Here is a 25,186-nt window from a genome sequence, read left to right on the forward strand (position 1 = left end):
CGCCCAGTGTCCCCGCCCGCCCCGGCCCCGCGTACGGGCACGACGGCGTACGGGCACGACGGCCGGACCCCGCGGGACGCATGGGACACGCGGGGTCGATGTGGCTCACGAGGGGGAGGGCGTCAGGTGCGGTCGACGGCTACCGGACGGCCTCCAGCATGTCCGTGCAGCCGAGCGCGTCGGCGATCTCGGTCAGCGCGTCCTCGGAGGTCAGCGAGAGCAGCGCGGTGCCGTCCATGCCGAAGTCGGCCAGCAGCTCGACGTCGCCGACCGGCCCCGCCGGAGCGGTGCCGGCGGCCTGCGCGGACACGCCCACCTCGTCCTCGTCGTCCTCCGTGTCGCTCGGCGGCTCGCCGTCCTCCGTGCCGTCGAGGTCCACGAGGAGGTCGAGATCCTCCTCGCCGCCCGGTTCGCGGCCGAGGAGTTCGTCGGTGAGCAGGATCTCCCCGTAGGAGCTGCGTGCGGCCGCGGCCGCGTCCGAGACGAAGATGCGGGGATCCTCCTCGCCCTCCACCCGGACGACGCCGAACCAGACGCCCTCCTGTTCGATGCAGACCAGGACCGGCTCATCGTCCTCGGCGGCCTCCCGGGCCAGGTCGGCGAGATCGGCCAGGGTCTCGACCTCGTCGAGTTCCGTGTCGCTCGCTTCCCAGCCGTCTTCGGTGCGCGCGAGCAGTGCGGCGAAGTACACCGTGACTCTCCCACTGGTTTCAGGTGCCCGAGTGCTGACGGGACCGCGCCCCGCCCAATCGGAATCGTGGCAGAAACCGGCGCCGAGCGAGAGGTCTTCGACCGTGCGTCGCGTGGGTGTTGCGCCGGACTACCAGCGAAATGTCCTCATCCGCATCGCCTGGCGCATGCGTGCGGCGCGGGCGCGGCGCGGCTGCACCCGTTCGCGCAGCGCCTTGGCCTCGTTCAGTTCGCGCAGGAAGACCGCCCGGCGGCGGCGGCGCTCCGCGTCGTCGTCCTGGGCCGTCTGGGCCGCCTGGGCCGCGGAGCCGCCGGCGGCCCGGGTGCCCGTGCGGCGCTCCCCGGACCCCCGGCGGTCCCGCCGGCCCTGGCCCTGGCCCCGCTGGTCCTCGCGTATGAGCGCCCGACGGTCGTCGGGGGTGTCGTCGTGCTGCCTCGGTCCGGTCATACGGCCCACCTCCGGTCGTACCTGTTCACTGTCCCCCGAAATGGCGCCTGTACGCCAGTGCGAGCCGGGAAAGCGGCTCGGCTACTGTCGATGGCATGCGGATTCACGTCGTCGACCACCCGCTGGTGGCGCACAAACTCACCACGCTGCGCGACGAGCGCACCGACTCCCCGACCTTCCGGCGCCTCGCCGACGAGCTGGTGACCCTGCTCGCCTACGAGGCCACCCGGGACGTGCGCACCGAGACGGTCGGCATCCGGACCCCGGTGACGGCCACCACGGGCGTGCGGCTGTCCCACCCGCGCCCCCTGGTGGTGCCGATCCTGCGGGCCGGGCTGGGGATGCTCGACGGGATGGTGCGGCTGCTGCCGACCGCCGAGGTGGGTTTCCTGGGCATGATCCGCGACGAGCGCACCCTCCAGGCGTCCACGTACGCCACCCGGATGCCCGACGACCTCTCCGGGCGCCAGGTGTACGTCCTGGACCCGATGCTGGCGACCGGCGGCACGCTGGTGGCGGCGATCCGGGAGCTGATCCGGCGCGGCGCCGACGACGTCACGGCGCTCTGCCTGCTGGCGGCGCCCGAGGGCGTGGAGCTGATGGAGCGCGAGCTGGCGGGCACGCCGGTGACGGTGGTGACCGCCTCGGTCGACGAGCGGCTCAACGAGGACGGCTACATCGTCCCCGGCCTGGGCGACGCGGGCGACCGGATGTACGGGACGGCCGGCTGACCCGGCCGCCGTACCCGCCCGCCGGGGCGCCTACCGGCAGGCCGACGCGGAGGGCGAGGGGGAGGGGGAGGCCAGGGCCGCCATGGCCTTGCGCACGTCCTTCTCCCCGGCCAGGGCCTTGAACGCCTTGCCGATCACCAGGTCGACCTCCCTCTCCGCGGCGTTCTTCTTCCCGCTCCCGGACTTGTCGGACTTGTCGGCCTTGTCCGCGTCCCCGGAGGCCTTGCGCTCGACCGCCCTGACCTCCGCCCCGGGAAGCTGGGTGAGCAGGACGTCGAACGCGCCGTTCCCGTACGCGGCGGGCGGGCCCATCAGCAGCCCGGCCTTCTTCACCTTCTTGTCGAGGGAGGCCGGGGCGTTGGCCACCTCGCCGATGGTGAAGCCGCGCTTCTCCAGCGCGTCCGCCGTCTTCCTGGCCAGCCCGCTGCGGGTGGTGGCGTTGTAGACGTTGACGGTGATGGCGGACGGCTTCGGCAGGGCGTCGGGCGAGGCGCCGGAGTCCTCGGCGGAGCGCGCCGCGGCGGCGCTCGCGCCGCCCTCCGCGCCGTCCTCGTTCTTCGCGCCTTCGCCGGCCGGCTCGCATTCGCCGCCTTCGCCGGCCGCCCGCACCGTGGTGCTGCCGCCCGTGAACACGTCCAGGAGCTGCACCGTCCCCCAGGAGAGCACACCGAGGGCGGCGGTCGCCGCGACCGAGGCGGCGACGATCCTGCGGCGCCTGCGCGGGCGCCGCATCCGCGGGTAGCGGTCACCCGTGATGCGGTACTTGCCGCCCATGCCGGGGGGAGTGAGCATGCTCATGGGCGCAGCGTAGTGCGGAGACGGCGTAATGCCTACTAAACGATCAATGCGCACACCGCAGTCGGCCCGAAAGGGCCAACGCGTCCCGCACGGCGGTGCCCGGGACGTCAGCGGGTGCCGGTGGGCGTCAGCGGGTCAGTGGACGGCAGCGGGCGTCAGTCGAGTTCGAGCACCCGGGCGTGCAGTACCTGCCGCTGCTGGAGGGCGGCGCGCACGGCGCGGTGGAGCCCGTCCTCCAGATAGAGGTCCCCGTTCCACTTCACGACGTGCGCGAACAGATCGCCGTAGAAGGTGGAGTCCTCGGCGAGCAGGGTCTCCAGGTCGAGCTGCCCCTTGGTGGTGACGAGCTGGTCAAGACGCACCGGGCGTGGGGCTACATCCGCCCACTGGCGGGTGCTCTCCCGGCCGTGGTCGGGGTACGGCCGTCCGTTTCCGATTCGCTTGAAGATCACACGGAAAGCCTACCGGCCCGGCGGCGGGGGACACAGCCTTCCGGCGGAGGGTCGGGGCGTGTTCCGGCTCCGGGGTGCGGACGGCCACGGGCCCGGCGCGCCGCCGGGCCCGCGGCGCACAGAGCGCCGCGGGCGCCGGGGCGTGCGCCCCGGCGCCCGCGGTGGGGTGCCGTCACGGCCGTACGTCCGTGGAACGCCGGACCGTCGGAGCCTCAGGAGGTCAGGACCTCAGGAGGTCAGGAGGTCAGGCCGTGGTCGTGGTCGTGCAGACCGCCACCGCTGCCCGCGGTGCCCTTGGTGGGCTCGAAGGGCACGTCCTCGGTGAGGGAGGAGGTGTCCCAGGCGTAGTTGCCGACGGCGTTCGCGATCACGTCGACGTTGACGCCGAGCGCCTTCTTGCTGACGTTGCTCATGTCGTCGCACGCCTGGTGGTAGCACTTGTCGTACGCAACGCCGGCCTCGCCGCCCCACAGAGCGGCCTCCTCCTCGCTCTTGATGCCCTCGGCGCCGGTGAAGGTGCCGCCGGAGGGGATGCCGGCCTCGATGAACGGGCCGTAGTCGGAGCGGCCGGTGAAGTCGGTGCCGCGCGGCTCCTCGCCCCGCGAGCGCATGAAGGTGTTGATCGCGTGCTCGATCTGCGCCGAGCCCTCGGGGCCCGGACCGGCGCCGACGCCGTCGGAGTCGTCGCCGTCGTAGACGAACAGGCCGTAGTTCGGCGAGGCGATCATGTCGAAGTTGAGGTAGAGGGCGATCTTCTCGCGCTCGGCCTCGGGCAGGCTGGTCACGTAGTGCTCGGAGCCCTGCAGACCCACCTCCTCGGCGGACCACAGCGCGAAGCGCACCTTGTTGGTGTGCTTGCCCTTGCGGTTGGCCTTGGCGAACTCGAGGGCGGTCTCCAGGATGCCGGCGGAGCCGGAGGCGTTGTCGTTGATGCCCGGGCCGTCGGCGACGGAGTCCAGGTGGGCGCCGAACATCACCACGTTGTCCTCGTCGCCGCCGCGGGTCTCGGCGATGACGTTGGGCGTGGAGCGGGTCTCGTGGAACTCGCGGATCTCCATGTTGACGGTGACGGTGCCCTGGGCGGCGTCGGCCGCCAGCGCCTCGCCGGCCTCCTGGGTGATGCCGCCGGTGGGGATGCGGCCGGCGGAGGCGTCGCCGAGGGTGCCGTTGAGGTCCCCGTCGGTGTTGTTGTAGATGATCGCGCCGACCGCGCCGGCGTCGGCGGCGGCGGCCTGCTTGTCGGCGAAGGTGCAGCCGCCGCGCTGGATCAGGGCGATCTTGCCGGTGAAGTCGCCGGCGGCGAAGTCCTCGGCGGTGCAGCCGGTGGTGCCGTCGGCGTCCACGGGCACGGCCGCGAGGGCGGCCTCGACGCCGCCCTCGGGGGTGCTCGCGGTGTACGTCATCAGCTTGATGGGGACGTCGCGCTGAGTGGGGCTCAGGACCGACAGCTTCTCCGCGAGCGTCTCGCGGTAGACGAAGTCGAAGTTCTGGTAGGTGACCTCGTAGCCGGCGAGCTTGAGCAGGGTGCCGGCGTACTTCGCGGACCAGTCGTATCCGGCGGAGCCGGCGGCGCGGTTGTCGTCCTTGGCGTCGGCGATCGCCTGGAAGGCCCGCAGGTGCCTCATGGCGCCGTCCGCGTCGGCCTTCTTGACCAGCTGCCTCGCCAGCTTCTCGCCCTGCTTGCCGGGGTCGGGCTTGGCCACGGCGGAGGTGGCGGTCGCGGTGAGCAGCAGGGGGGTGGCGAGGGACGCGACGGCGGTGGCCGCGATGATTCTGCGCTTCCTGCCTCTGGAGAGAGGTGCGTGCACGGGAGGATCCTTCCGGTGCGGACAGCTGGGACGGGCTGTTCGACGTGGGGGATTGCCTGTCCGGGTTACGGACGTGGTGGAAGGGAAGGTAGCGACTGGAGGACGCCGAGGGAATGTTCCCGGCACAACTGGCCCGTTTTGGGGGAAGTGATCCGCCCGCACGCCGGGGTCAAACCCGTCCGATCCCGGGAACAGGGGACACCGGCCCCGGTCGCTCCTCCCCCCGGTGCCCGGTCATCCGCTGATTCCCTGTCAGCCGCCGGCTACCTGCCGCTGGGGAACCAGAGGTCGATCAGCTCGTTGCGGAACACGCCAGCCGGATCGAAGCGGTCCAGCAGTGCCCGGAAGTCCCCCCAGCGTGCGTACGAGGCGCTCAGCGCCTCCGGGTCCGCGGACGAGAGCTTCCCCCAGTGGGGGCGCGCGCCGAAGGGCGCGAGCGCCTCCTCGACGCGGAGCAGCACGGGGGCGACGGCGGCGGCGTCGGACGTCCAGGTGAAGTGGAGGGCGACGCTGTCGCGGCCGTGGGCGGGGCTGAGCCACTGGGGATCGGCGGCCACGGTGCGTATCTCGGAGACCTGCAGCACGGGGGCGAGCAGCGGCCCGAGCTCCCGCAGTGCCGCGAAGGCCTCGCCCGCGCGGCCGGCCGGCACGAAGTACTCCGACTGGAGCTCGTCCCCGGCGCTGGGCATGAACCCGGAGCGGAAGTGCGGCAGCCGCTCCTCCCAGGGCCCGGGCACGCCCTGCTGCTCGGTGGCGTTCTCCGTCGGCATCCCCTCGATCGGGTGACGGGGGCCGTCGGCGGGGCGGGCGCCGGTCCAGGCGAGGTCGGGAAGCGGGTCACCGGTGCGGCGCTTGGCCCACACCCGCGCCGGGCCGGTCCAGTCGGTGAAGACGCTGACGCTGTACGCGGCGCCGAACACCTCCTCCGGGTGCTCTGTCAGCACCTCCCAGGGCAGCCCTTCGTGGACGTACTGCTCCACCTCGAACGCCGGGCACGCGTCGAGGGTCAGGGCGGTGACCGCTCCCAGGGCGCCGAGCGAGACCACGGCCCCCTCGAAGCCGGTGTCGCCGCGCGAGACGGTGGTCTGCGAGCCGTCCGCCGTGACCAGTTCCACCGACCGCACGGCGGCGGCCAGCGTGCCGCCGGTGTGACCCGAGCCGTGGGTGCCGGTGGCATACGCCCCGGCGAGGGTGAAGTGCGGGGTGGACGGCAGGTTCGGCAGGGCGAGCCCGTGCCGCCGCAGCACCGGGCACAGTTCGCCGAACCGGACGGCTCCGGTGACGCGGACGGTGCCGGAGGCCGGGTCCGCCTCGATGGTGCGGGGCAGGTCGTCGAGGGTGATCAGGTCGCCGTCCGTGTCGGCGATCCGGTTGAAGGAGTGGCCCGAGCCCAGCACCCGTACGCGGTCGGAGGCCGCGACGGTCTCGCGCAGCCGGTCCGTCGTCGCCGGGCGGTGCAGGGTCCGGGCGGCGAACTCGACGTTCCCGGCCCAGTTGGTCGGCTTGGTCGGCGGGGCGGCCATGGAGTCTCCGGTCTCGTGGGGGCGATCGGCCGTGCGAGCGTATGTCACCCGTGCGGCGGCCGGGGGGGAGGCGGTGGGGAGACGGCCGTGGCGCGGCTGCTTCCGGCCCGCGGCGGTGGGTAGGCGGACACGGCCGACGAGGGAGGAGGCCGGAGCCGTGGCGGACAGAGCGCTCGTACTGGGCAGCGGCGGGCACGCGGGCGGGGCGTGGCAGGTGGGGATGCTGGCCGGACTGGCCGCCGCCGGTGTGGACCTCGCCGGCGCCGACACGGTGATCGGCACCTCGGCGGGAGCGGTGGTCGGCGCCCGGCTGGCGGCCGGTGAGCATCCGGAGGAGCTCCACCGGCGGCAGTCGCGGGCGGCCGGAACGGAGGCGGGCGGAACGGAGTCGGCCGCTCCGGAGGAGGCCGGTCCGCAGGCGCGGATCACCCCCGGCGCGGCCCTGGGCTTCCTGCGCGCGCAGCTGGGCCGGCGCACCCCGGAGGCGGTGGCGCGGCGGCTGGGGCGGATGGCGCTGAGGGCGAGCACCTCCTCGGAGGAGGAGGTGCTGGAGGCGATCGCCGCCCTGCTGCCGGTGCGGGAGTGGCCGGACGCGCTGCGCGTGACGGCGGTGGACGCGCACACCGGCGCGCTGGGCGCCTTCCACTGCGGCAGTGGCGCCGACCTGCTCCGGGCGGTCGCCGCGAGCTGCGCGATGCCGGGCCTGTGGCCGCCGGTCGCCCTGCGCGGACGGTGGTGGATCGACGGCGGCGTACGGTCGACGACCAACGCCGACCTGGCGCGCGGCCACCGGCGGGTGGTGGTGCTCGCCCCGCTGCCCAGGGCGTTCGGGCCGGGTCCGAGGGCCGAGCGGCTCGCCGCCCGGCTGCGGGCGGAGGGGACGGAGGTCGCCCTGCTCGTACCGGACGCCGCCGCCCGCCGGGAGCTCGGCCGCAACCCCCTGGACACCTCCCGCCGGGCGGCCTGCGCACGTGCGGGACGTGCGCAGGCCGCCGTCCACGCGCGGGCCGTGGCCGGCCTCTGGCACGGCTGACCGGCCGGTGACCGGTCGAGCGGACGGCCGTCCGCTCGACCGGTCACCGGCGCCGGGCCCTACCGGCGGCCGGGTGTGCGCGCGCCGGGCACGGGCACCCGCGACCAGTCGGTGTCCGCCCCCAGGTGGAAGGACGGGTACGCGGGCTGGTTGTACGTGGTCTGCTGCCGCGCCACCTCGACCCGGTACTGCGGGTCGTGCATCAGCGTGTACAGCTTGCGGTCGGTCACCTCGGTGCCGGTGTAGAGCCGTATCGCCGAGCTGTCGGCGGTGCGCACCAGCAGCTCCTCGCGCCAGTCGCCGAGGACGTCGGCCACCAGCGAGGGGTTGCCCTTGGTGCCGTTGTTGGTGCGGGTGCCCTCGGCGGTCAGCAGCGTGCCGCGCCGCCAGTCCCTGATCACCGGAGCCTTCTCGCCGGCGCCGTCCACGACCTGCGTGGTCATGTCGGCGGCCCAGCGGATGCTCATGTTGGTGCCCGGGGTGGCGTCGCCGAGCCGTTCGCCGTCCGCGCTCCACAGGCCGACGCCGTGCGAGCCCCAGGTCTCCAGGCCCGGCCGGTCCGGGTCGATGTCGCCCACCATGCCGCGGCCGGTGTCCACGCCGGTGTAGGTGCCGTACAGCACCTCGCCGGTGGCGGCGTCGCGCAGCGCGTGGCCGTAGGGGGCCCAGCGCCCGCCCTCGTGGACGGTGTGGATCTCCAGGCCGGGCCGGTCCGGGTCGATGTCGGCGACGTGCATGGCGTCGCCGTGGCCGAGCCGCACGCTCTGCCCCGGCACGGCGCTCTGCGGCGGTCCCTCGGCGAAGGAGCTGTAGAGGAGGGAGCCGTCGTCGTCGAGGGTGGCCGCGCCGTAGACGATCTCCTGGCGGCCGTCGCCGTCCACGTCCGCCGCGCTCAGGGAGTGGAAGCCCTGGGTGGTGAGGGAGCCGTGCTCGGGGTCGGTGCCGTCCACGCCGTGCGGGGAGTCGTCGAAGGGGTTGGACATGGGCGTCCAGCCGCTGTCGGCGAGCCACTGGCGCTTCAGGCGCTTTCCGTTCCAGCGGTAGGCCGCCACGGTGGCGCGCGTGTAGTAGCCGCGGGCGAAGACGGCCGAGGGGTGCCTGCCGTCGAGGTAGGCCACGCCCGCCAGGAAGCGGTCGACGCGGTTGCCCGGCTCGATGCGGCTCATGGCGTAGTCGCCCCACATCAGGCCGTCGTCGTGCCGCCCGGGCTCGTAGCGGACGGTCTGGAGCTCGCGGCCGGTGGCTCCGTCGAACACCGTCAGGTACTCGGGGCCGGTGAGGACGAAGCCCTCGAAGGCGCGCAGGTCGTTGCGGGAGCTGCGGGAGGGGGCGTGGACGTCGATGAAGTGGTCGGCCAGGTCCTCGGCGGCGGCACGGGAGAGCGGGTAGTCGTGGCGCGGCTCGATGCCGAAGGCCGCCTCCAGGGTGGCGGGCCACCGCCCGGCGGTCACCTCGGGGTGCTCGTGCCAGCCCAGGAACATCCCCACGAGGTGCTCGCGGTAGTCCGCGGCGCTCATCCGGTAGTCGTCGCGGTGGGAGTACCCGGCGCGGACGTCCTCGCGCGGCATGGTGACGTACCGCTCGGAGACGGCGCGGCCGTGCCGGTCGTAGCGGATGCTCTTCGTCCCGGGCGCGGTCTTGACCATCATCTCCGCGCGCCCGTCGCCGTCGAAGTCGTAGACCGGGAACTGGGTGTAGTGGGCGCCCGCGCGGATGTTGACGCCCAGGTCGAGGCGGTGCAGCAGGGTGCCGTCGAGGCGGTAGGTGTCGATCAGGACGTTGCCGGTGTAGCCCTTCTGGGAGACGTCCTTGGAGTTGGACGGATCCCACTTGACGACGTACTCGTAGCTTCCGTCGCCGTCCACGTCGCCGACGCTCATGTCGTTGGCGGAGTAGGTGTACCTCTCCCCGGCGGGGGTGACGCCGTCGGCGGGTTTGCGCAGCGGCAGTTCGGCGTAGGACTCCGACCACGGCGTGACCGTCCGGCCGCGGCCCCTGTCGCGGACCTCGCGGCCGTCGACGACGGGGACGACGCGGTACTCGGAGTCCGGCGGGGCGCCGCGGTCGAGGTAGTTGGTGCTGTCGGTGACGGTCGCCACGGGTTCGCCGTCCCGGTAGACGCGGAAGTCCGGGCCGGCCATGCCGGTGGCGGTGGAGCCGGTGGTCTCGGTGCCGAGCAGCCGCCAGCTGAGGAAGACGCCCTCGCCGGTGGCGACGGCGACGAGGCCGCGGTCGAGCTTCTCGAGCTGGATCGTCCGCCCCTTGCCCCCTCCGCCGCCGTGCCCCTCGCCGGAGGGGGTGCCGGCCTGCGCGGCCGGGGCGCCGGTGGCGAGCAGCACGGCGGCCAGCAGGACGGATGTCCGCCGCCGCGGCCCGGAGGCGGTGCGTTGCCGGGGTCGCCCAAGGGGTCGTCTCATCGCGCGGTCCTTCCCGCCCTCGGCCGGACCCGGTGAGGGGCGGGAGGGGCGTGTCGATACGTTGCCGGTATGCCCTTGATACGTTTCAATTGATTCGTTTCAAGGAGCGGGCGAGACGGTATGGGCAGGGGGAGGGGCCGTCAAGACCCCGCGTCAGGACTCGTCGTCCGCCTGCGGTTTCCCAAAGCCGCCCCCGACCTCGAACCCGGCAGGCGGCACGGCGGCGGGGCGCCCCGTGCCCGGGTCGCCCCGCCCCGCCGCACCCGCTTCGCTCCGCGCGGCTACGCCGACGCCTTCTGCTTCTTGTGCCCGTTGCCCATCTCGGGCTTGAGGAGCACCTTCGTCCAGCCCTCGTCGCGCTTGTCGAAGTGCTGGTAGGCCTGGGGCGCCTCGTCCAGCGGGACCCGGTGGGAGACCACGAAGCTGGGGGTGGCGCGGCCGGCGATGATCATGTCGCGCAGCTGGCGGTTGTACGACTTGACGTTCGCCTGGCCGGTCCCCATCCGCAGGCCCTTCTCGAAGAACTTGCCGATCCGGAAGAGAAGTTCGCCCTTCTTGGCGCTCTCGCTGGGGCCACCGGGGTCGGACGGCACGTAGAGCCCGACCACTCCGAGCATCCCGGTGGGGCGCACCGCCTCGACCAGGGTGTTGAGCACTATCGCCGGCTGCTCCTCGCCCTCGGCGACCGTGGCCTGGTAGCCGACGGCGTCGATGCCCTTGTCGGTGCCCTCCCCGTTGGTCTGCTCCTTGATCTGCTCGGCGGCGTCGCTCTTGCTGTAGTCGATCGGGATCGCGCCGATCCGGCCCGCGAGGCGGAGCCGGTCCGGCTGCCTGTCGACGACGAAGACGCGGGAGGCGCCGCGCAGCACCGCGGAGTAGGCCGCCATCAGGCCGACCGGCCCGGCGCCGAACACGCACACCGTCTCCCCGGGGGACACCTGCGCCAGCTCGGTGGCGTGGTAGCCGGTGGGGAAGATGTCGGCGAGCAGGGCGAAGTCGTCCTCGTGCTCGGTGCCCTTGGGCAGCTGCAGGCAGTTGAAGTCCGCGAACGGCACCCGCAGGTACTGCGCCTGCCCGCCCGTGTAGGGGCCCATCGACACGTAGCCGTAGGCGCCGCCCGCGAAGCCCGGGTTGACGGTCAGGCAGAAGCCCGTCCGCCCCGCCAGGCAGTTCTTGCAGAAGCCGCAGGCCACGTTGAACGGCATGACGACCCGGTCGCCCTTCTTCACCGAGGCGACCCCGGGGCCGGTCTCCTCCACGACGCCCATGTTCTCGTGGCCGAACACGATGCCCGGCTCCGCGCCGGTGCGGCCCTCGTACATGTGCAGGTCGGAGCCGCAGATGGCGGATGTGGTGACCTTGACGATCACATCCGTGGGGTCCTGGATGCGGGGGTCGGCGACCTCCTCGACGTCGACGCTGAACGGTTCCTTGTAGACGACGGCTTTCATCGCTGCCTCCTCACGGCGCGGCGTGGCGCGTACGGCCGGCGGGGGCGCCGTCGCGGCGCACGTCACATGCGGTTGATTCCGCCCATACTTCGCATTCCATTCGATTCGACCGGGCGGGTGTCCGTGGGGGAGGCCGGTGAAACCTGCCGGAGCGCACGCCGGGCGGGAGGGTGCGCCGGGGTGCTCCGAGGGTGCGTTCGAGAGGCATCGTGGCGACAAAAGGAACTAATCTGGCATGGGAGTCGGTCGACCGGGGGTGGTGATACCCGTGTACTCAGTGCCGCCCCGGTGCGTGCTGGCGGTCACCGACCTCTCCGAACCGGCCGGCGAAGCCGTCGGCCGCGCGGCCCGGCTCGCCGCGCGGTACGGCGCGCGGCTGCTGGTGCTGTACGTCGCACCGCCGCACGTGGCCCCGGAACTGGTGGAGTTCGCCCGGCTGCGGCTCCGCTCCCACCTGCGCCGGCACGCCCGCGAGGTCCCGGCGGCCCGGGGGACGGTGCGCACCGGCAGGGTCGCCGCCGTCGTACCGGACGAGGCGGGCGGAGAGGGCGCCGATCTGCTGGTGCTGGGGGCCCGCGGCCGGCACCGGCCCGGCGGCACCGGGCTGGGCGGCGTCGCCGGGAGCCTGGTGCGCACCGGCGAGGTGCCGGCGCTGGTCGTCAGACGGCCGCCCGGCGGCGCGTACCGGAAGGTCCTGCTCGCCGTCGACGAGTCCACCGCCTCCCTGGCCGCGGCCCGTACCGGGACGGGGCTGACCCCCGGGGCGGAGCGCCTGCTGGTCCACTGCGTCGCCGTTCCCGGCGAGCACCTGCTGCGCATGCGGGGCGTGCCGGAGGGGGAGCTGGAGCGGTTGCGGCGCACCCGTACCGAGCAGGCCCGCCCGGCCGCCGAACGGATCGCGGCGGACCTGGCGCCGCGCCCGGCGCGTGTCCTGGTCGCTCCGGGGCGCCCGCAGGACGCCGTACCCCGTCTCGCCGGAAGCGAGGGGGCCGATCTGGCCGTGGTCGGGACGGGCACGCGCTCGGCGGTCGGCTACGCCGTCCTCGGCAGCGTCGCCCAGCACGTGGTGTCCGAGGCGCCGTGCGACGTGCTGGTCGTCCCGGGACCGGGACCAGGGCCGGGACCGGGGCGATGACCGCATCCCCGCAGCGAACGAACCAGTGATCGGACCGGGCCATGGATCCGTACGACTTCCCCCTCGTCGCCGCGGTCCTCGCGATCTCCGCCGCCGTGGGCCTGCTGGCGACACTGCTGAAGCAGCCGCTGATCGTCGCCTTCATCGGCGTCGGCATCCTGGTCGGCCCCGCCGGAACCGGCTGGGTGGAGGCCGAGGGCACCGTCGAGCTGCTGGCCCGGCTGGGCATCGCGGTGCTGCTGTTCCTGGTGGGGCTCCGGCTCGACCTGCACCTGGTCCGCACCACCGGGCCCATCGCGCTGGCCACCGGGCTCGGCCAGGTCCTGTTCACCTCGGTGATCGGCTTCCTGATCGCGCTCGCGCTGGGCATGGACGCGGTGACGGCGCTCTACGTCGCGGTCGCGCTCACCTTCTCGTCCACGATCATCATCGTGAAGCTGCTGTCCGACAAGCGCGAGCTGGAGCAGCTCCACGGCCGCATCGCGGTGGGGTTCCTGATCGTGCAGGACATCGTCGTGGTGCTGGTCATGATCGCGCTGACCGCGTTCGGGCAGCGGACCGGCGGCAGCGGGGGCGGCATGGCCGCGGAGATCGCCCTGGTCTTCGCCAAGGGCCTGGGCCTGCTGGCCGGCGTCGCCGCGCTGACCCGCTACGTCCTGCCCGGCCTGCTGCACCGGGTCGCCCGCTCCCAGGAGCTGCTGCTGCTCTTCGGGGTGGCCTACGCGGTGTCGGTGGCCGCGCTGAGCGAGTGGCTCGGCTTCAGCTCCGAGGTCGGGGCGTTCCTGGCCGGGGTCTCCCTGGCGGGCACCCCCTACCGGGACGCCATGGGGGCCCGGCTGGTCAGCCTGCGCGACTTCCTGCTGCTCTTCTTCTTCCTGGAGCTGGGCGCGCGGCTGGAGTTCACGGACGCGGGCACGCAGATCGCCGAGGCGCTGGTGTTCTCGGTCTTCGTGCTCGTCGGCAACCCGCTGATCGTCGTCGTGATCATGGCCGCCATGCGCTACCCGGTCCGGGTGGGGTTCCTGGCGGGGCTGACGGTCGCCCAGATCTCGGAGTTCTCCCTCATCCTCGCCGCCCTCGGCTACAGCCTCGGACACATCACCGGCGCCACCGTCAGCCTGATCACCGTCGTCGGCCTGGTCACCATCGGCGCCTCCACCTACCTGATCCTCTACTCCCGGCAGATCTACGGGCGCCTGGAGCGGTGGCTGGGCAGGTTCGAGCGGACCGGCGCCCGCCACACCGGACCCACCGACACCCACCGCGACGCCGACGTCGTCCTCTACGGGCTCGGCCGGTTCGGCGGCCTGCTGGCCGACCGGCTCAGCCGGGCCGGACACCGGGTCCTGGCGGTGGACTACGACCCGCACCGGGTGGCGCGCAACGAGCGGGCGGGGGTGACCGCCGTCTTCGGCAGCGCCGAGGACGTCCACTTCCTGGAGTCCCTGCCGCTGGCCCGGGCCCGCTGCGTGGTGTCCGCCATCCCGGTGGCGGACACCAACCGGGCGCTGCTGCACGGGCTGCGCCACCACGGATACCGGGGCGTCACGGCCGTCACCGCCCACGACCGGCGCGACGCCGAGCACCTGCGCGCCGAGGGGGTCGACCTGGTCATCGAGCCGTTCGCCGCCGCGGCGTCGGACGCGGCGGCGGCCCTGGACGGACTGCTGCGCGACTGACGCGGGAGGCGGGGGCACGAAGCCCCCGCCGGGCGCCGTACCGCACCCCGCACGCCCCCCTCGTACCCTGTTCCCCGTGCCGTCCTCCCGTCTGCGCCGTGTCGCCGTACTGGTCCTGGAAGGCGCCAAGCCCCTCGACGTCGGCATTCCCGCGCAGGTGTTCACGACCCGGGCGAGCATGCCGTACGAGGTACGGGTGTGCGGGGCGGCGCCCGGCCCGGTGACCGGCGGCGACGGCCTGTCCTACCACGTCGTCCACGGCCTCGAGGCGCTCGCGTGGGCCGAGACCGTCTTCATCCCCGGCTACCGCCTCCCCGACCGCGACGACCCGCCGCCGGCCGTCGTCGAAGCACTCCGGGCCGCCCACGCCCGGGGCGCGCGGCTGGCCGCCATCTCCACGGGCGCCTTCGCGCTCGCCGCCACGGGCCTGCTCGACGGCAGGCGCGCCACGACGCACTGGCACTACACACGGGCGCTCGCGGCGCGGCACCCCTCCGTCCGCGTCGACGAGAACGTCCTGTTCGTCGACGAGGGCGGGGTGCTCACCTCGGCCGGGGCCGCCTCGGGCATCGACCTGTGCCTGCACATCCTGCGCGGCGACCTCGGGGTGGCCGCCTCCAACCACGCGGCCCGGCGCCTGGTCGCCGCCCCCTACCGCAGCGGCGGCCAGGCGCAGTACGTGCCGCGCAGCCTGCCCGAACCGCTGGGCGAGCGGTTCGCCGCCACCCGCGAGTGGGCGCTGCGCCGGCTCGGCGAGCCCCTCACCCTCGAACTCCTGGCCAGGCAGGCGGGCGTCTCGCCGCGCACGTTCTCGCGGCGCTTCGCCGAGGACACCGGCTGCACGCCGATGCGGTGGGTCATGCGCGCCCGTATCGACACGGCCCGCGAGCTGCTGGAGCGCTCGGAGCTGAGCGTCGAGCGGATCGCCGCCGACGTCGGCCTGGGCACCGGCGCCAACCTGCGGCTGCACTTCCGGCGCGTCCTGGGCACCACACCGAGCGAGTACCGGCGCACCTTCGCCCGGGGCGGGTAGGCGGGTGGCCTCCTCCGGCCCGCCGCCGCGTGGCGCGATCCTCGCGAACCCTGGCGATCGCGCCGCTGTCACGGGCGGACGCCGCCCGCGACGCTGGTGGCGGACCGGAGGAGGCCACCCATGACCCGTATCGCCATCAACGGATTCGGCCGCATCGGCCGCAATGTGCTGCGCGCGCTGCTGGAGCGCGAGAGCGCCCTGGAGACCCTGGAGATCGTCGCCGTCAACGACCTGACCGAGCCCGCCGCCCTCGCCCGGCTGCTCGCCTACGACACGACGGCCGGCCGGCTCGGCCGCCCGGTGAGCGCGGACGGGGACGCCCTCGTCGTCGACGGCCGCCGTATCGCGGTGCTCGCCGAGCGCGAACCGGCGAAGCTGCCCTGGGACGGGCTCGGCGTCGACATCGTGCTCGAGGCGACCGGCCGCTTCACCTCGGCCGCGGCCGCCCGCGCCCACCTCGACGCGGGCGCGGGGAAGGTGCTCGTCGGGGCGCCGTCGGACGGCGCCGACGTCACCCTCGCCTACGGGGTCAACACCGGCGCGTACGACCCGGCCGCGCACACGATCGTCTCGAACGCCTCGTGCACGACCAACGCGCTCGCGCCGCTGGCCGCCGTGCTCGACGGACTCGCCGGCATCGAGCACGGCTTCATGACCACGGTGCACGCCTACACCCAGGAGCAGAACCTGCAGGACGGCCCGCACCGCGACGCCCGCCGGGCCCGCGCCGCCGCCGTCAACATCGTGCCGACCACGACCGGCGCGGCCAAGGCGATCGGCCTGGTGCTGCCGAACCTCGACGGCAGGCTGTCGGGCGACTCGATCCGCGTGCCGGTCCCGGTGGGATCGATCGTCGAGCTGAACACCACCGTCGCCCGCGACGTGACGCGCGAGGAGGTGCTGGAGGCGTACCGCGCCGCCGCGGAGGGGCCGCTCGCCGGCATCCTGGAGTACTCGGAGGATGCGCTGGTCTCCTCCGACATCACCGGCAACCCCGCATCCTCGATCTTCGACTCGGCCCTCACCCGCGTCGACGGCCGCCACGTCAAGGTCGTCGCCTGGTACGACAACGAGTGGGGCTTCTCCAACCGCGTGGTCGACACCCTCGAACTCCTCGCCACCCGCTGACGCGCGCCGGGGGCGGCCGCACGGCCGCCCCCGGCGCCGCGGTCGTCACGTGTGCGGGCGCCGTTCTCGCCGCGCGCCCCCCGGGGGGCGAACCGGGGACGGCGGACGCGGGCTGGGAGGATGGCGGGCATGGACATCCGGCGCAGGAACAACGTCACCGTCACGGGCAACCCGCGGGGGCCGGTGGTGGTGCTGGCGCACGGCTTCGGCTGTGACCAGAACATGTGGCGGCTGACGGTGCCCGCGCTGGCCGAGGACTACCGGGTGGTGCTGTTCGACTACGTCGGCTCGGGCCGCTCGGACCTGTCCGCGTTCCGCGAGGACCGCTACGCCTCCCTGGAGGGCTACGCCCGGGACGCGGTGGAGGTGTGCGAGGCCCTCGATCTGCGCGACGCGGTGTTCGTGGGGCACTCGGTCAGCGCGATGATCGGCGTACTGGCCGCCGGGATGGCGCCGGAGCGCATCGGGGCACTGGTCATGGTCGCCCCCTCGCCGCGGTACATCGACGACGACGGTTACCGGGGCGGGTTCAGCGCGCAGGACATCGACGAACTGCTGGCCTCCCTGGAGGCGAACTACCTGGGCTGGTCGGCCGCGATGGCGCCGGTGATCATGGGGGCCCCGGACCGGCCCGAGCTCGGCGAGGAGCTGAGGAACAGCTTCTGCGCCACCGACCCCGACATGGCCCGTGTCTTCGCCCGGACCACCTTCCTGTCGGACTCACGCGAGGACCTGGGGAACGTGAAGGTGCCGACACTGGTGCTGGAGTGCACCCAGGACGCCATCGCCCCCCGGGAGGTCGGTGCCTTCGTCCACCGGACCGTCCCCGGATCGACGCTGGTCACGCTGGAGGCGGTCGGACACTGCCCGCACCTGTCGGCGCCCGAGGCCACCAACGCGGCGATCACCGAATTCCTCGCGGGCCTGAGGTGATGTGCCGCGCCGGGCGGCAGCCCGACCCGCACGAGGCGGGGAGGAAGGACGCGGAGAACGCCGCGTTCGCCGCCCTGCTGGAGGACAGCGCGGAGGAACTCTACGAGACCGCACCCTGCGGTTACCTGTCCACGCTGATGGACGGCACGATCGCGAAGGTCAACACCACGCTGCTGGGCTGGATGGGCCTGGACCGGAAGGCGGTGGTGGGGCGGATGCGGTTCACCGACCTGCTCACGGTGGGCGGCAGGCTCTACCACGAGACGCACTTCGCGCCGCTGCTGCGCATGCAGGGCGAGATCGGCGGCATCGCCCTGGAGCTCAGGGGTGCGGAGGGCGCGCGAATACCGGTCCTCGTCTCCTCGGTGCTGAAGTACGGCTGCGATGGCGAACCGCTGCTGATCCGCACCACCGTCTTCGACGCCCGCGACCGCCGCGCCTACGAGGAGGAGCTTCTGCGGCGCAAGCGGGAGGCGGAGGCGGCGCGGGAGCAGGCGGAGGCCGACCGCGTCCGGCTCCAGGAGGCCCTCGCCACGCTCCAGCAGAGCCTGCTGCCCGCCATGCTCCCCGACGTGCCCGGGCTGGAGGCGGCCGCCCACTACCACACGGCCTCGCCCGACCGGCTCGGCGGCGACTTCTACGACCTGTTCGCCATCGACGGCGGACGCTGGGCGTTCTTCCTGGGCGACGTGTGCGGCAAAGGCCCCCAGGCCGCCGCTCTGACGTCGCTGACGCGCTACACCCTGCGCGCCGCGGCCATGCACGACCCCGACCCCGTGGCCGCCCTGTCCACCCTGAACACCGTGCTGCACGAGCGCTACACCGGTGGCGACCCGCGCTACTGCACCGCCGTCTTCGGCACCCTCGACCCCGACCCCTCGACCGGACGGGTCGCCGTCCGCATCGCCGCCGGCGGCCATCCGCCGGCCCTCGTCCTGAGAGCCGACGGCCGTGCCGACTTCCTGCCCACCCCCGGCGGCCTCCTCGTCGGCATCCTGCCCGACCCGCGCTTCGTCTCCGCGGCCACCGTCCTGGCCCCCGGCGACACCCTCCTGCTCTACACCGACGGCCTCACCGAAGCCCGTACCGGCGAGGACCGCACCAGCCTCTACGGGGACGAGGCCCTGCTCGACTTCGCCGCGGGCCAGGCGGGCAGACCCGCCCGCGACGTCATCCGGGCACTGACCGGCCTGCTCGACGACTTCGGCGACGGCCTGGACGACGACACCGCCCTGCTCGCCCTCGGCGTCCCCGCCCACCCGGCTCCCGACCCGGCAACGAAGAACAGACGATGAGCCCGCTGAAGATCACCACCCGGAACGCCACGACCGGCCCCGTCCTCGGGATCACCGGCGAACTCGACTACGCCAGCGCCGCCGGCCTGCGTGAACTGCTGCCCACCCTCGCCCTGCGGCCGGGACAGCGTCTCGTGCTGGATCTGGCGGGCATGGACTTCTGCGACTCCAGCGGCATCACCGCCCTGATCGCCGCCCGCAACCACGCCCACGCCGCCCGGGCCGACATCGCCCTCGCCGCCGTCCCCGCCAACACCCTGCGCATCCTGCGCATCGTCGGTCTCGACCAGATCTTCCCCATCCACCCCGACAGCGAGACCGCCACCCGGTTCTGACGGGGGTCCGCGCTTCCGCGACCGGACCGAAGCCGACGCCGCCCGCGCCCGTGCGATCAGTCCGAACCGGGACCGGAACCGCCTGGCGCCTCGTTCGCGGCGCGGCGGTACTCGGCGTTGATGCGCTGGGCTTCCTCGAGCTGGTCCTCGAGGATGACGATGCGGCAAGCGGCCTCGATCGGGGTCCCCCGGTCGACGAGCTCGCGGGCGCGGGCGGCGATCCGCAGCTGGTAGCGGGAGTACCGGCGATGCCCGCCCTCCGAGCGCAGCGGAGTGATCAACCGGGCCTCACCGATGGCCCGGAGGAAGCCGGGGGTGGTGCCGAGCATCTCGGCGGCCCGGCCCATGGTGTACGCGGGGTAGTCGTCGTCGTCCAGACGGTCGCTGAGCGGAGTATCTGCTGCCATGTCACCTCGTTGTGCAACGCGTCGAGGAACCCCGGCACCGTACGGCGGCAGGGCCCCGAAGGAGATTCAACACCATCTGTCGGCCTTCGCGCCGTGCCGGCCTTCTGTTTCCGCTGCCCGGCCCGGCAGGGGGAGGGGCGAGGGGATCGCGGCCGAGCGACCGGGACCCGCCGTCCGTTCCGGGGGCCCGCGGTACCCGGACCGGGAGCCTCCGCACGGACGACGGGACGGCGATGCGGTGACACGGCGGTGAGGGCTCTGCCGACGCGTGTCGGCAGAGCCCTCACCGGGTCTCTGACGGCGGTTCCCGCCCGCGCCTCACACGAGGTCGCGGCGGTCCCACCGGATGCCGCCCCTCATCGGGACCGGCACCCCGTTCCCGGTCGGGGCGAACGGGTGTACCGGGCGACGACGCGGCGCATGGCGTCTCATGGAGCGAAGGATGACGGGCCGGCCGGGCGAGGCGCATCGGCGGTCGAGGCGAACGGTCCGGCGAGGACGTCCCGCAGGCGGATCCGGTCCGTGTAGGCGGGGCTGTCGCGGAGAACGGCGAGCCGGGCCAGGGTGACCAGGCCCGTGTTCCGGTCGTCCCCGTCGCAGAGGACGAGGTGGTCGACGCGGGCACAGGCCATGAGGGACAGAGCCACCTCGACCGTCATGTCGTCCCAGACCCGGGGCCCGGACGCGTTCCTGTCGGCGGTCGTGGTCCTGGGCGGGGAATCCACCGCGCGGTGCCGTGTCCGAGCCGGTGTCATGGGTGCCTCCTGGACAGGTGTGCCTCCCGAGTGGAAGGGGATGGCTTCGTGGCCGCATCCGGCCCGTGGTCGCCGCGGCACTAGGCGGCCGGACCGAAACCGGGCCGCCGCTGTGCACCGCGGTGTGCCGCCTCACTGGCGGGCCGGCCCCGGCCCGCGCGGCCCCGGCGGTCCCGACGGCCCCGGGACGAGGCGGACGCGCCGCGGGAACGTTCCGCTTCCGGCGCGGTGACGACGACCGGGACACCGGAAGGGGCCTGGGCGCCCGTGATGCGGCTCAGCTCCGCCTCGCCCGAACGCACCCGGGTGATCCGGGGGGTGATACCCGCCGAAGCCATCAGCCGGCTCATGCCGTGACGCTGGTCGGGGGTCACCAGTGTGACGACGCTGCCGGACTCGCCGGCGCGGGCGGTGCGGCCGCCGCGGTGCAGGTAGTCCTTGTGGTCGCCGGGCGGGTCCACATTGACGACCAGGTCGAGGTTGTCGACGTGGATCCCGCGCGCGGCGACGTTGGTCGCCACCAGGACCGCCACATGTCCGCTCCTGAACTGGGCCAGGGTCCGTGTGCGCTGCGGCTGGGACTTGCCGCCGTGCAGGGCCGCGGCGCGGACACCGCTGCTCAGCAGGTGCCTGGTCAGCCGGTCCACCGCGTGCTTGGTGTCGAGGAACATGATCACCCGGCCGTCCCGCGCCGCGATCTCGGTGGTCGTCCGGTGCTTGTCCGCACCGTGCACATGGAGTACGTGGTGCTCCATCGTGGTGACGGCGCCCGCCGAAGGGTCGACGGAGTGGACCACCGGGTCCGTCAGGTAGCGCCGGACCAGCAGGTCGACGTTGCGGTCGAGGGTGGCCGAGAAGAGCATCCGCTGCCCGCCGGGGCGCACCTGGTCGAGCAGGGCGGTGACCTGCGGCATGAAGCCCATGTCGGTCATCTGGTCGGCCTCGTCGAGGACCGTGGTGTCGACACCGTCCAGCCGGCAGTCGCCCCGGTCGATGAGGTCCTTGAGCCGCCCGGGCGTGGCGACGACCACCTCGGCTCCGGCGCGCAGCGCACCGGCCTGCCTGCCGATGGACATTCCGCCGACGACGGTGGCCAGCCGCAGGCTCACGGAGCGGGCGTACGGAGCGAGTGCGTCGGTGACCTGCTGGGCGAGCTCACGGGTGGGGACCAGGACGAGGGCGAGCGGCTGCCGCGGCTCTGCACGCCGCCCCGCCGTGCGGGCCAGTACGGCGAGGCCGAAGGCGAGGGTCTTGCCCGAGCCGGTGCGTCCACGGCCGAGCACGTCACGGCCGGCCAGGGAGTTCGGCAGGGTCGCCGCCTGGATCGGGAACGGCACGGTCACCCCTTCGCGGCCGAGCGTGGCCAACAGCCCTGCGGGCATGGCGAGATCGGCGAACGACCCGACGGCGGGCAGTGCGGGCGTGACCGTCCTCGGCGGAGCGAACTCGCCCTGCGCGGCCCGTCCGGCCTGCCGGCTCCCGTAGCCCCCGGAACGGCGCGGGCCACCGGAGCGGCCGCCGCCGGAGCCTCCTGCGAAGCGGTCGTGCGCGCGGGGGGCGCGGGATGTGCGGGGGGCACGGGATGTGCGGGCACTCTTCATGGGGAACCTTCCTTGGTGCGGCACGTGGCAAGGAATTCCCGCAGCAGACGAGTGGCGCAGAGAATCTCGAGACGAGCCGAAGACGATGTGGGCCGGTCCGGGCCGGCGAGAAAAGCCTCGCCGACCGGTGGGCGGCGGATTGCTTCCCGCCGCGCGCCCTGGAAAGCGACGAGCCGGGGCCCGCACCCCTCAGGTGCGGGCCCCGGCTGCGAAGTACGCGTCGCCGGTGTCAGGCGGAGACGATGTTCTCGGCCGTCGGGCCCTTCTGGCCCTGCGCGATGTCGAACGACACCTTCTGGCCTTCCATCAGCTCACGGAAGCCCTGGGCGGAGATGTTCGAGTAGTGGGCGAAGACGTCGGCGCCGCCGCCGTCCTGCTCGATGAAGCCGAAGCCCTTTTCCGCGTTGAACCACTTCACGGTGCCAGTAGCCATTTTGTTTCTCCTTCGGAGGCGGTTTCGGGAATTCACTCCGTGTGAATCCCGTGTCGCCGTGATGATTACCTCGTCGGGAATGAACCTTCTGGCAACCACACCTGCAACTGAGATCGACAGTAGCACGGTGCGATCGGCCCTGCACGGTCGATAATTTCCCTCCGGTCCGCGGTCGGGGAATACTCGCCGCGCGCCGCGTCTATTTCTCATGTCGCGGGCACAGATATTGCTGTTCGCGGACGCGGTCTTTCTTCCGCGCGCTTCCGCCCGCACCTCTGTGACCTCAGCCGCAGGCGGATGCGCCGCCGCTGCCGCCGTCGGCGGCCGGCGCAACGGCGAACGCGCCGGGACCCCACCGCCGCGACGAAGGTCACATTCCCGCGAGGATCCTCCGCCGGGGCGGGAAGCCCGTCCCCGACCAGCCGGACGTCCACGATGCCGGCCTCCTCGTCGCCCGCCGCCTGGCCGGGGCCGGCCTCCTCGTCACCGGCGAGCACGTGATGGGCGACCGGCCGCGTACGCCGGGGCCCCGGTGCTGGAATAGCCCCATGGCCGACACACCGCCCCCGTCCCGCGCCGGTTCGCCCGCCGCCCACGACACGGACCTGGTCATCGTCGGCGGCGGCCCGGCCGGCTGCGCCGCCGCCCGTATGGCCGCCGGCGTCGGCATGCGCTCGATCCTGGCCGAGCCGGACCGGCTGTGCCGCAACCTCCACCGGATCCCGGCCCTGAACAACGTCCTGGGCGGCCACACCAGCGGCCCCGAGCTGGCCGGAACAATCGCCGCGGAGCTGAAGGACACGCGGCTGTGCCGCCTGGAGCTGGGCCGGTACGTCACCGAGCTGCGCACCGACGAGGACCGCGTGACCGTCACGCTCGACACCGGCGCCCGTCTGACCGCCCCGTACGCCGTCGTCGCCACCGGCACCGCTCCCCTCCAGCCCCGCGACGCCGCCTGGATCACCGCCCCCGGCGGCCTGACCCTGCCTCCGCTGTGGCAGGCCGGCGAGGCCGGCGCCGAGGGCCGCACCCTCCTCGTCCTGGGCGGTGACCGCACGATCGGCACCTTCCTGCGCGCCCACCCGGCCACCGGCACGCGCCTGCTGGTGGCGTATCCGGCGGCCGACGACTACAAGGTCGAGGAGATCCGCGAGGATCCCCGGGTCACGCTCCTGCCCGTCGGGCACCTGACGCTGGAGCCCGGAGAGGGCGCCGCCGTGTCGGCGGAAGTGGTGGGCCGCGGCGGCGAACGGCAGGTGGTCGTGGCGGACGCCGCCTACCTCAGCATCGGGAACGCTCCGACCGCCCCGCCCGGCGATCTGGTCCGCGGTGCGGACGGATACTGCCCGCCCACCGAACAGCATCCCCGCGTCATCGTGGCCGGTGACCTGCGCTCCGCCCGCTTCCAGCGGATCATGACCGCCCTGGGCTCCGGAAGCGAGGCCGCACTGCGCGCCTACTACGCGACCAGGCGACCGCCCGCCGAGGGCTGAGACAACGTCACCGCGGAGCGATCACGGCGACGCCCGGAAGGGAATCGGCGTCCCGACCGCCCAGCGGCCGGGACCTCGGACAGTGCGGCACTGACCACGTCCCTGCCGGGACCGGGCGCGCGGGTGTGTCAGACCTGACCGTAGAGGGTCTCCAGGTCGATCAGCCGGATGTCCGGGTCGGCCGCGGCCGCGTCCCGCGCCTTGTCGTTGAATCCGGCTCCGCTGAAGCACATGAGCTGTGTGTTCGTGGTGTCGTATCGGCCTGCCAGAGTGATGAGGTCGCGGATGTGCCGGAGACGTTCGATGTGGGCGGCTCCCATGGTGTCGTTCCACTTGGCCTCTCCGATGGCCAGGAGTGGGGGTTTGGCGCCATCCGCGATTCCGATGACCGCCACGTCGACCTCGTTGCCGGTACGGGCCCTGGGGTCGTGAACGACACCGTGTCCGACGCGGGCGGGCAGACCGCCCAAGAGCTCGGGGTCGGCGTGATGCAGTGCCCAGTCGCGGCAGACCTGTTCGAAATGGGGCCCGAGGACGTTGCTGACGAAGCGGCGACGGCTGGCCTGCCAGACCCGTGCCGCGCTGCCGGGGCGTTCGAGCTGGTCCCAGACCGGTCGCATGATCGCGTGGTAGAAGCCGATCAGCGGTTCGGCGATCCGGTAGGTGGGCCGGTTGTCGCGGAAGGCGTCCGCGTCCCGGTGCAGCAGACCCGCGTCTTCGAGGACGTTGATGGGGTGGGCGATGTCGGTGGCCTTGCGTTCCAGATAGCCGGCCATGCCCCCGCGTGTGGCGTTGCCGTCGGCGACGGCGGCCAGGACGGACAGGTACAGGGCGGTGTCGCGAAGGTCGGGTTCTTCGGCCAGTAGGTAGCGGGCCTCGCGGAAGAGGGGAGTTTCGGGGTTGAGGACGGTGCGGACGACCCAGTCGTCGAAGTCGTCCGGAGTCTTTGGCGTGTCGCCGCGTGCGAACTCGCGCCGATAGGCCGGGGTGCCGCCCACGATCGCGTTCACCTTCATGGCCAGGTGGGGATCGGCGATGTCCCAGAACTCGGCGGCGAGGCGGTGGTCGAGGGGGCGGACGACCAGTTCCAGCCCCGCCCGTCCGCGCAGTGGGGCGTTACCCGAGAGCAGCCTGCCCATGAAGGACATCGCCGATCCGCACAGCAGCAGCCGGGTACGGGAGCCGGTGCGCTGGTCACGCAGCGGCCGCAGCGCCTCCTGGATGATCGATGGCAACTCGGGGTTGGCCTTGGCGAGGTACGGAAACTCGTCGATCACCACGGGGACGGGCCGCTCGGCGCCGAGCGCGAGCAGTGCGTCGACGGCCTCTGCCCAGTCGGCGAAGTGGAACGGGCTGGCAGGACGGACGTGGGCGGTCAGCGCCGCGCTGATCCGCCGTAGCGACTCGGCATCGGCGGCCTCGGTCGCACCGAAATAGAACCCTCCGGCAGCACGACAGGCGGCATCCAGCAGGAACGTCTTGCCCTGGCGGCGGCGCCCGGAGACCACGCCCAGGGTCGCGCCGGGCTGCGGGTCGGTGATGAACCGGCTCAGCGCCGACCACTCGTAGTCCCGGTCGAACATCTCGGCAGGTTTGTCCACGAGCTGC

General features: G+C 73.3%; 23 protein-coding genes. 10 read left to right on the forward strand and 13 right to left on the reverse strand.

The window, feature by feature from the left end:
• Positions 1–139: 139 nt before the first annotated feature.
• On the reverse strand, positions 140–691 hold the full coding sequence (locus L7D48_RS04490) for a hypothetical protein (protein WP_237877569.1): 552 nt from the start codon (positions 689–691) through the stop codon (positions 140–142).
• Between the two features lie 129 nt (positions 692–820).
• A complete protein-coding gene (locus L7D48_RS04495) occupies positions 821–1,087 on the reverse strand; it encodes a hypothetical protein (protein WP_237877593.1) in 267 nt (88 codons plus the stop codon).
• Positions 1,088–1,233: 146 nt separating this feature from the next.
• Here L7D48_RS04495 and upp point away from each other — a divergent pair, with 146 nt between their 5' ends.
• The gene (gene upp, locus L7D48_RS04500) at positions 1,234–1,869 is read left to right on the forward strand and encodes a uracil phosphoribosyltransferase (RefSeq protein WP_206347456.1); all 636 of its coding nucleotides are present in this window, start codon (positions 1,234–1,236) and stop codon (positions 1,867–1,869) included.
• Positions 1,870–1,899: 30 nt separating this feature from the next.
• On the opposite strand, the gene L7D48_RS04505 is transcribed toward upp, so the two are convergent.
• From L7D48_RS04505 to L7D48_RS04520, 4 genes are all read right to left on the reverse strand, one after another.
• Complete coding sequence (locus L7D48_RS04505; RefSeq protein ID WP_237877570.1) at positions 1,900–2,667, reverse strand: LytR C-terminal domain-containing protein; 768 nt, start codon at positions 2,665–2,667, stop codon at positions 1,900–1,902.
• 155 nt (positions 2,668–2,822) lie between these two features.
• Entirely contained in the window at positions 2,823–3,119 is a 297-nt protein-coding gene (locus L7D48_RS04510) for a type II toxin-antitoxin system VapB family antitoxin (protein ID WP_031508611.1), read from the reverse strand.
• Between the two features lie 236 nt (positions 3,120–3,355).
• Entirely contained in the window at positions 3,356–4,927 is a 1,572-nt protein-coding gene (locus tag L7D48_RS04515) for a M28 family metallopeptidase (protein ID WP_374491057.1), read from the reverse strand.
• Positions 4,928–5,190: 263 nt separating this feature from the next.
• Positions 5,191–6,450 (reverse strand): FAD-binding protein, encoded by a 1,260-nt coding sequence (locus L7D48_RS04520; RefSeq protein ID WP_237877571.1) that lies wholly within the window; start codon positions 6,448–6,450, stop codon positions 5,191–5,193.
• Between the two features lie 157 nt (positions 6,451–6,607).
• Between L7D48_RS04520 and L7D48_RS04525 the strand changes: the two genes are divergently transcribed.
• Entirely contained in the window at positions 6,608–7,483 is an 876-nt protein-coding gene (locus tag L7D48_RS04525) for a patatin-like phospholipase family protein (RefSeq protein ID WP_237877572.1), read from the forward strand.
• A gap of 59 nt (positions 7,484–7,542) precedes the next feature.
• Here the strand turns inward: L7D48_RS04525 and L7D48_RS04530 are convergent, their stop codons facing one another.
• A complete protein-coding gene (locus tag L7D48_RS04530; RefSeq protein ID WP_237877573.1) occupies positions 7,543–9,900 on the reverse strand; it encodes a rhamnogalacturonan lyase in 2,358 nt (785 codons plus the stop codon).
• 281 nt (positions 9,901–10,181) lie between these two features.
• Entirely contained in the window at positions 10,182–11,351 is a 1,170-nt protein-coding gene (locus L7D48_RS04535) for a glutathione-independent formaldehyde dehydrogenase (protein WP_237877574.1), read from the reverse strand.
• Positions 11,352–11,586: 235 nt separating this feature from the next.
• Between L7D48_RS04535 and L7D48_RS04540 the strand changes: the two genes are divergently transcribed.
• From L7D48_RS04540 to L7D48_RS04570, 7 genes are all read left to right on the forward strand, one after another.
• Positions 11,587–12,486, forward strand: a complete 900-nt coding sequence (locus tag L7D48_RS04540; protein WP_237877575.1) for a universal stress protein — start codon at positions 11,587–11,589, stop codon at positions 12,484–12,486.
• Between the two features lie 41 nt (positions 12,487–12,527).
• On the forward strand, positions 12,528–14,165 hold the full coding sequence (locus L7D48_RS04545; RefSeq protein ID WP_237877576.1) for a cation:proton antiporter: 1,638 nt from the start codon (positions 12,528–12,530) through the stop codon (positions 14,163–14,165).
• Positions 14,166–14,241: 76 nt separating this feature from the next.
• The gene (locus tag L7D48_RS04550) at positions 14,242–15,198 is read left to right on the forward strand and encodes a GlxA family transcriptional regulator (protein WP_237877577.1); all 957 of its coding nucleotides are present in this window, start codon (positions 14,242–14,244) and stop codon (positions 15,196–15,198) included.
• Positions 15,199–15,318: 120 nt separating this feature from the next.
• On the forward strand, positions 15,319–16,326 hold the full coding sequence (gene gap / locus L7D48_RS04555) for a type I glyceraldehyde-3-phosphate dehydrogenase (protein WP_237877578.1): 1,008 nt from the start codon (positions 15,319–15,321) through the stop codon (positions 16,324–16,326).
• Positions 16,327–16,455: 129 nt separating this feature from the next.
• Entirely contained in the window at positions 16,456–17,259 is an 804-nt protein-coding gene (locus tag L7D48_RS04560; RefSeq protein WP_237877579.1) for an alpha/beta fold hydrolase, read from the forward strand.
• On the forward strand, positions 17,259–18,554 hold the full coding sequence (locus tag L7D48_RS04565; RefSeq protein WP_237877580.1) for a PP2C family protein-serine/threonine phosphatase: 1,296 nt from the start codon (positions 17,259–17,261) through the stop codon (positions 18,552–18,554). Before L7D48_RS04560 ends, L7D48_RS04565 begins: the two co-directional genes overlap by 1 nt.
• On the forward strand, positions 18,551–18,889 hold the full coding sequence (locus L7D48_RS04570) for an STAS domain-containing protein (RefSeq protein ID WP_237877581.1): 339 nt from the start codon (positions 18,551–18,553) through the stop codon (positions 18,887–18,889). The genes L7D48_RS04565 and L7D48_RS04570 overlap by 4 nt, the downstream gene beginning before the upstream one ends.
• Before the next feature lie 56 nt (positions 18,890–18,945).
• On the opposite strand, the gene L7D48_RS04575 is transcribed toward L7D48_RS04570, so the two are convergent.
• From L7D48_RS04575 to L7D48_RS04590, 4 genes are all read right to left on the reverse strand, one after another.
• A complete protein-coding gene (locus L7D48_RS04575) occupies positions 18,946–19,296 on the reverse strand; it encodes a MerR family transcriptional regulator (RefSeq protein ID WP_237877582.1) in 351 nt (116 codons plus the stop codon).
• A gap of 428 nt (positions 19,297–19,724) precedes the next feature.
• Positions 19,725–20,051: a CBS domain-containing protein gene (locus tag L7D48_RS04580; protein WP_237877583.1), complete on the reverse strand. Its 327-nt coding sequence runs from the start codon at positions 20,049–20,051 to the stop codon at positions 19,725–19,727.
• Between the two features lie 80 nt (positions 20,052–20,131).
• Positions 20,132–21,652 (reverse strand): DEAD/DEAH box helicase, encoded by a 1,521-nt coding sequence (locus L7D48_RS04585; RefSeq protein WP_237877584.1) that lies wholly within the window; start codon positions 21,650–21,652, stop codon positions 20,132–20,134.
• Positions 21,653–21,881: 229 nt separating this feature from the next.
• Positions 21,882–22,085, reverse strand: a complete 204-nt coding sequence (locus L7D48_RS04590) for a cold-shock protein (RefSeq protein WP_237877585.1) — start codon at positions 22,083–22,085, stop codon at positions 21,882–21,884.
• A 548-nt stretch (positions 22,086–22,633) separates the two neighbouring features.
• On the opposite strand from L7D48_RS04590, the gene L7D48_RS04595 reads away from it, so the two are divergent.
• Positions 22,634–23,578 (forward strand): FAD-dependent oxidoreductase, encoded by a 945-nt coding sequence (locus L7D48_RS04595; RefSeq protein WP_237877586.1) that lies wholly within the window; start codon positions 22,634–22,636, stop codon positions 23,576–23,578.
• 128 nt (positions 23,579–23,706) lie between these two features.
• Here L7D48_RS04595 and L7D48_RS04600 read toward each other — a convergent pair whose 3' ends face one another.
• Positions 23,707–25,179, reverse strand: coding sequence for an ATP-binding protein (locus L7D48_RS04600; RefSeq protein WP_237877587.1), 1,473 nt, complete (start codon positions 25,177–25,179; stop codon positions 23,707–23,709).
• Positions 25,180–25,186: the final 7 nt, after the last annotated feature.

Source organism: Streptomyces sp. ICN903 (assembly GCF_022015835.1).
Taxonomy (GTDB): domain Bacteria; phylum Actinomycetota; class Actinomycetes; order Streptomycetales; family Streptomycetaceae; genus Streptomyces; species Streptomyces fenghuangensis.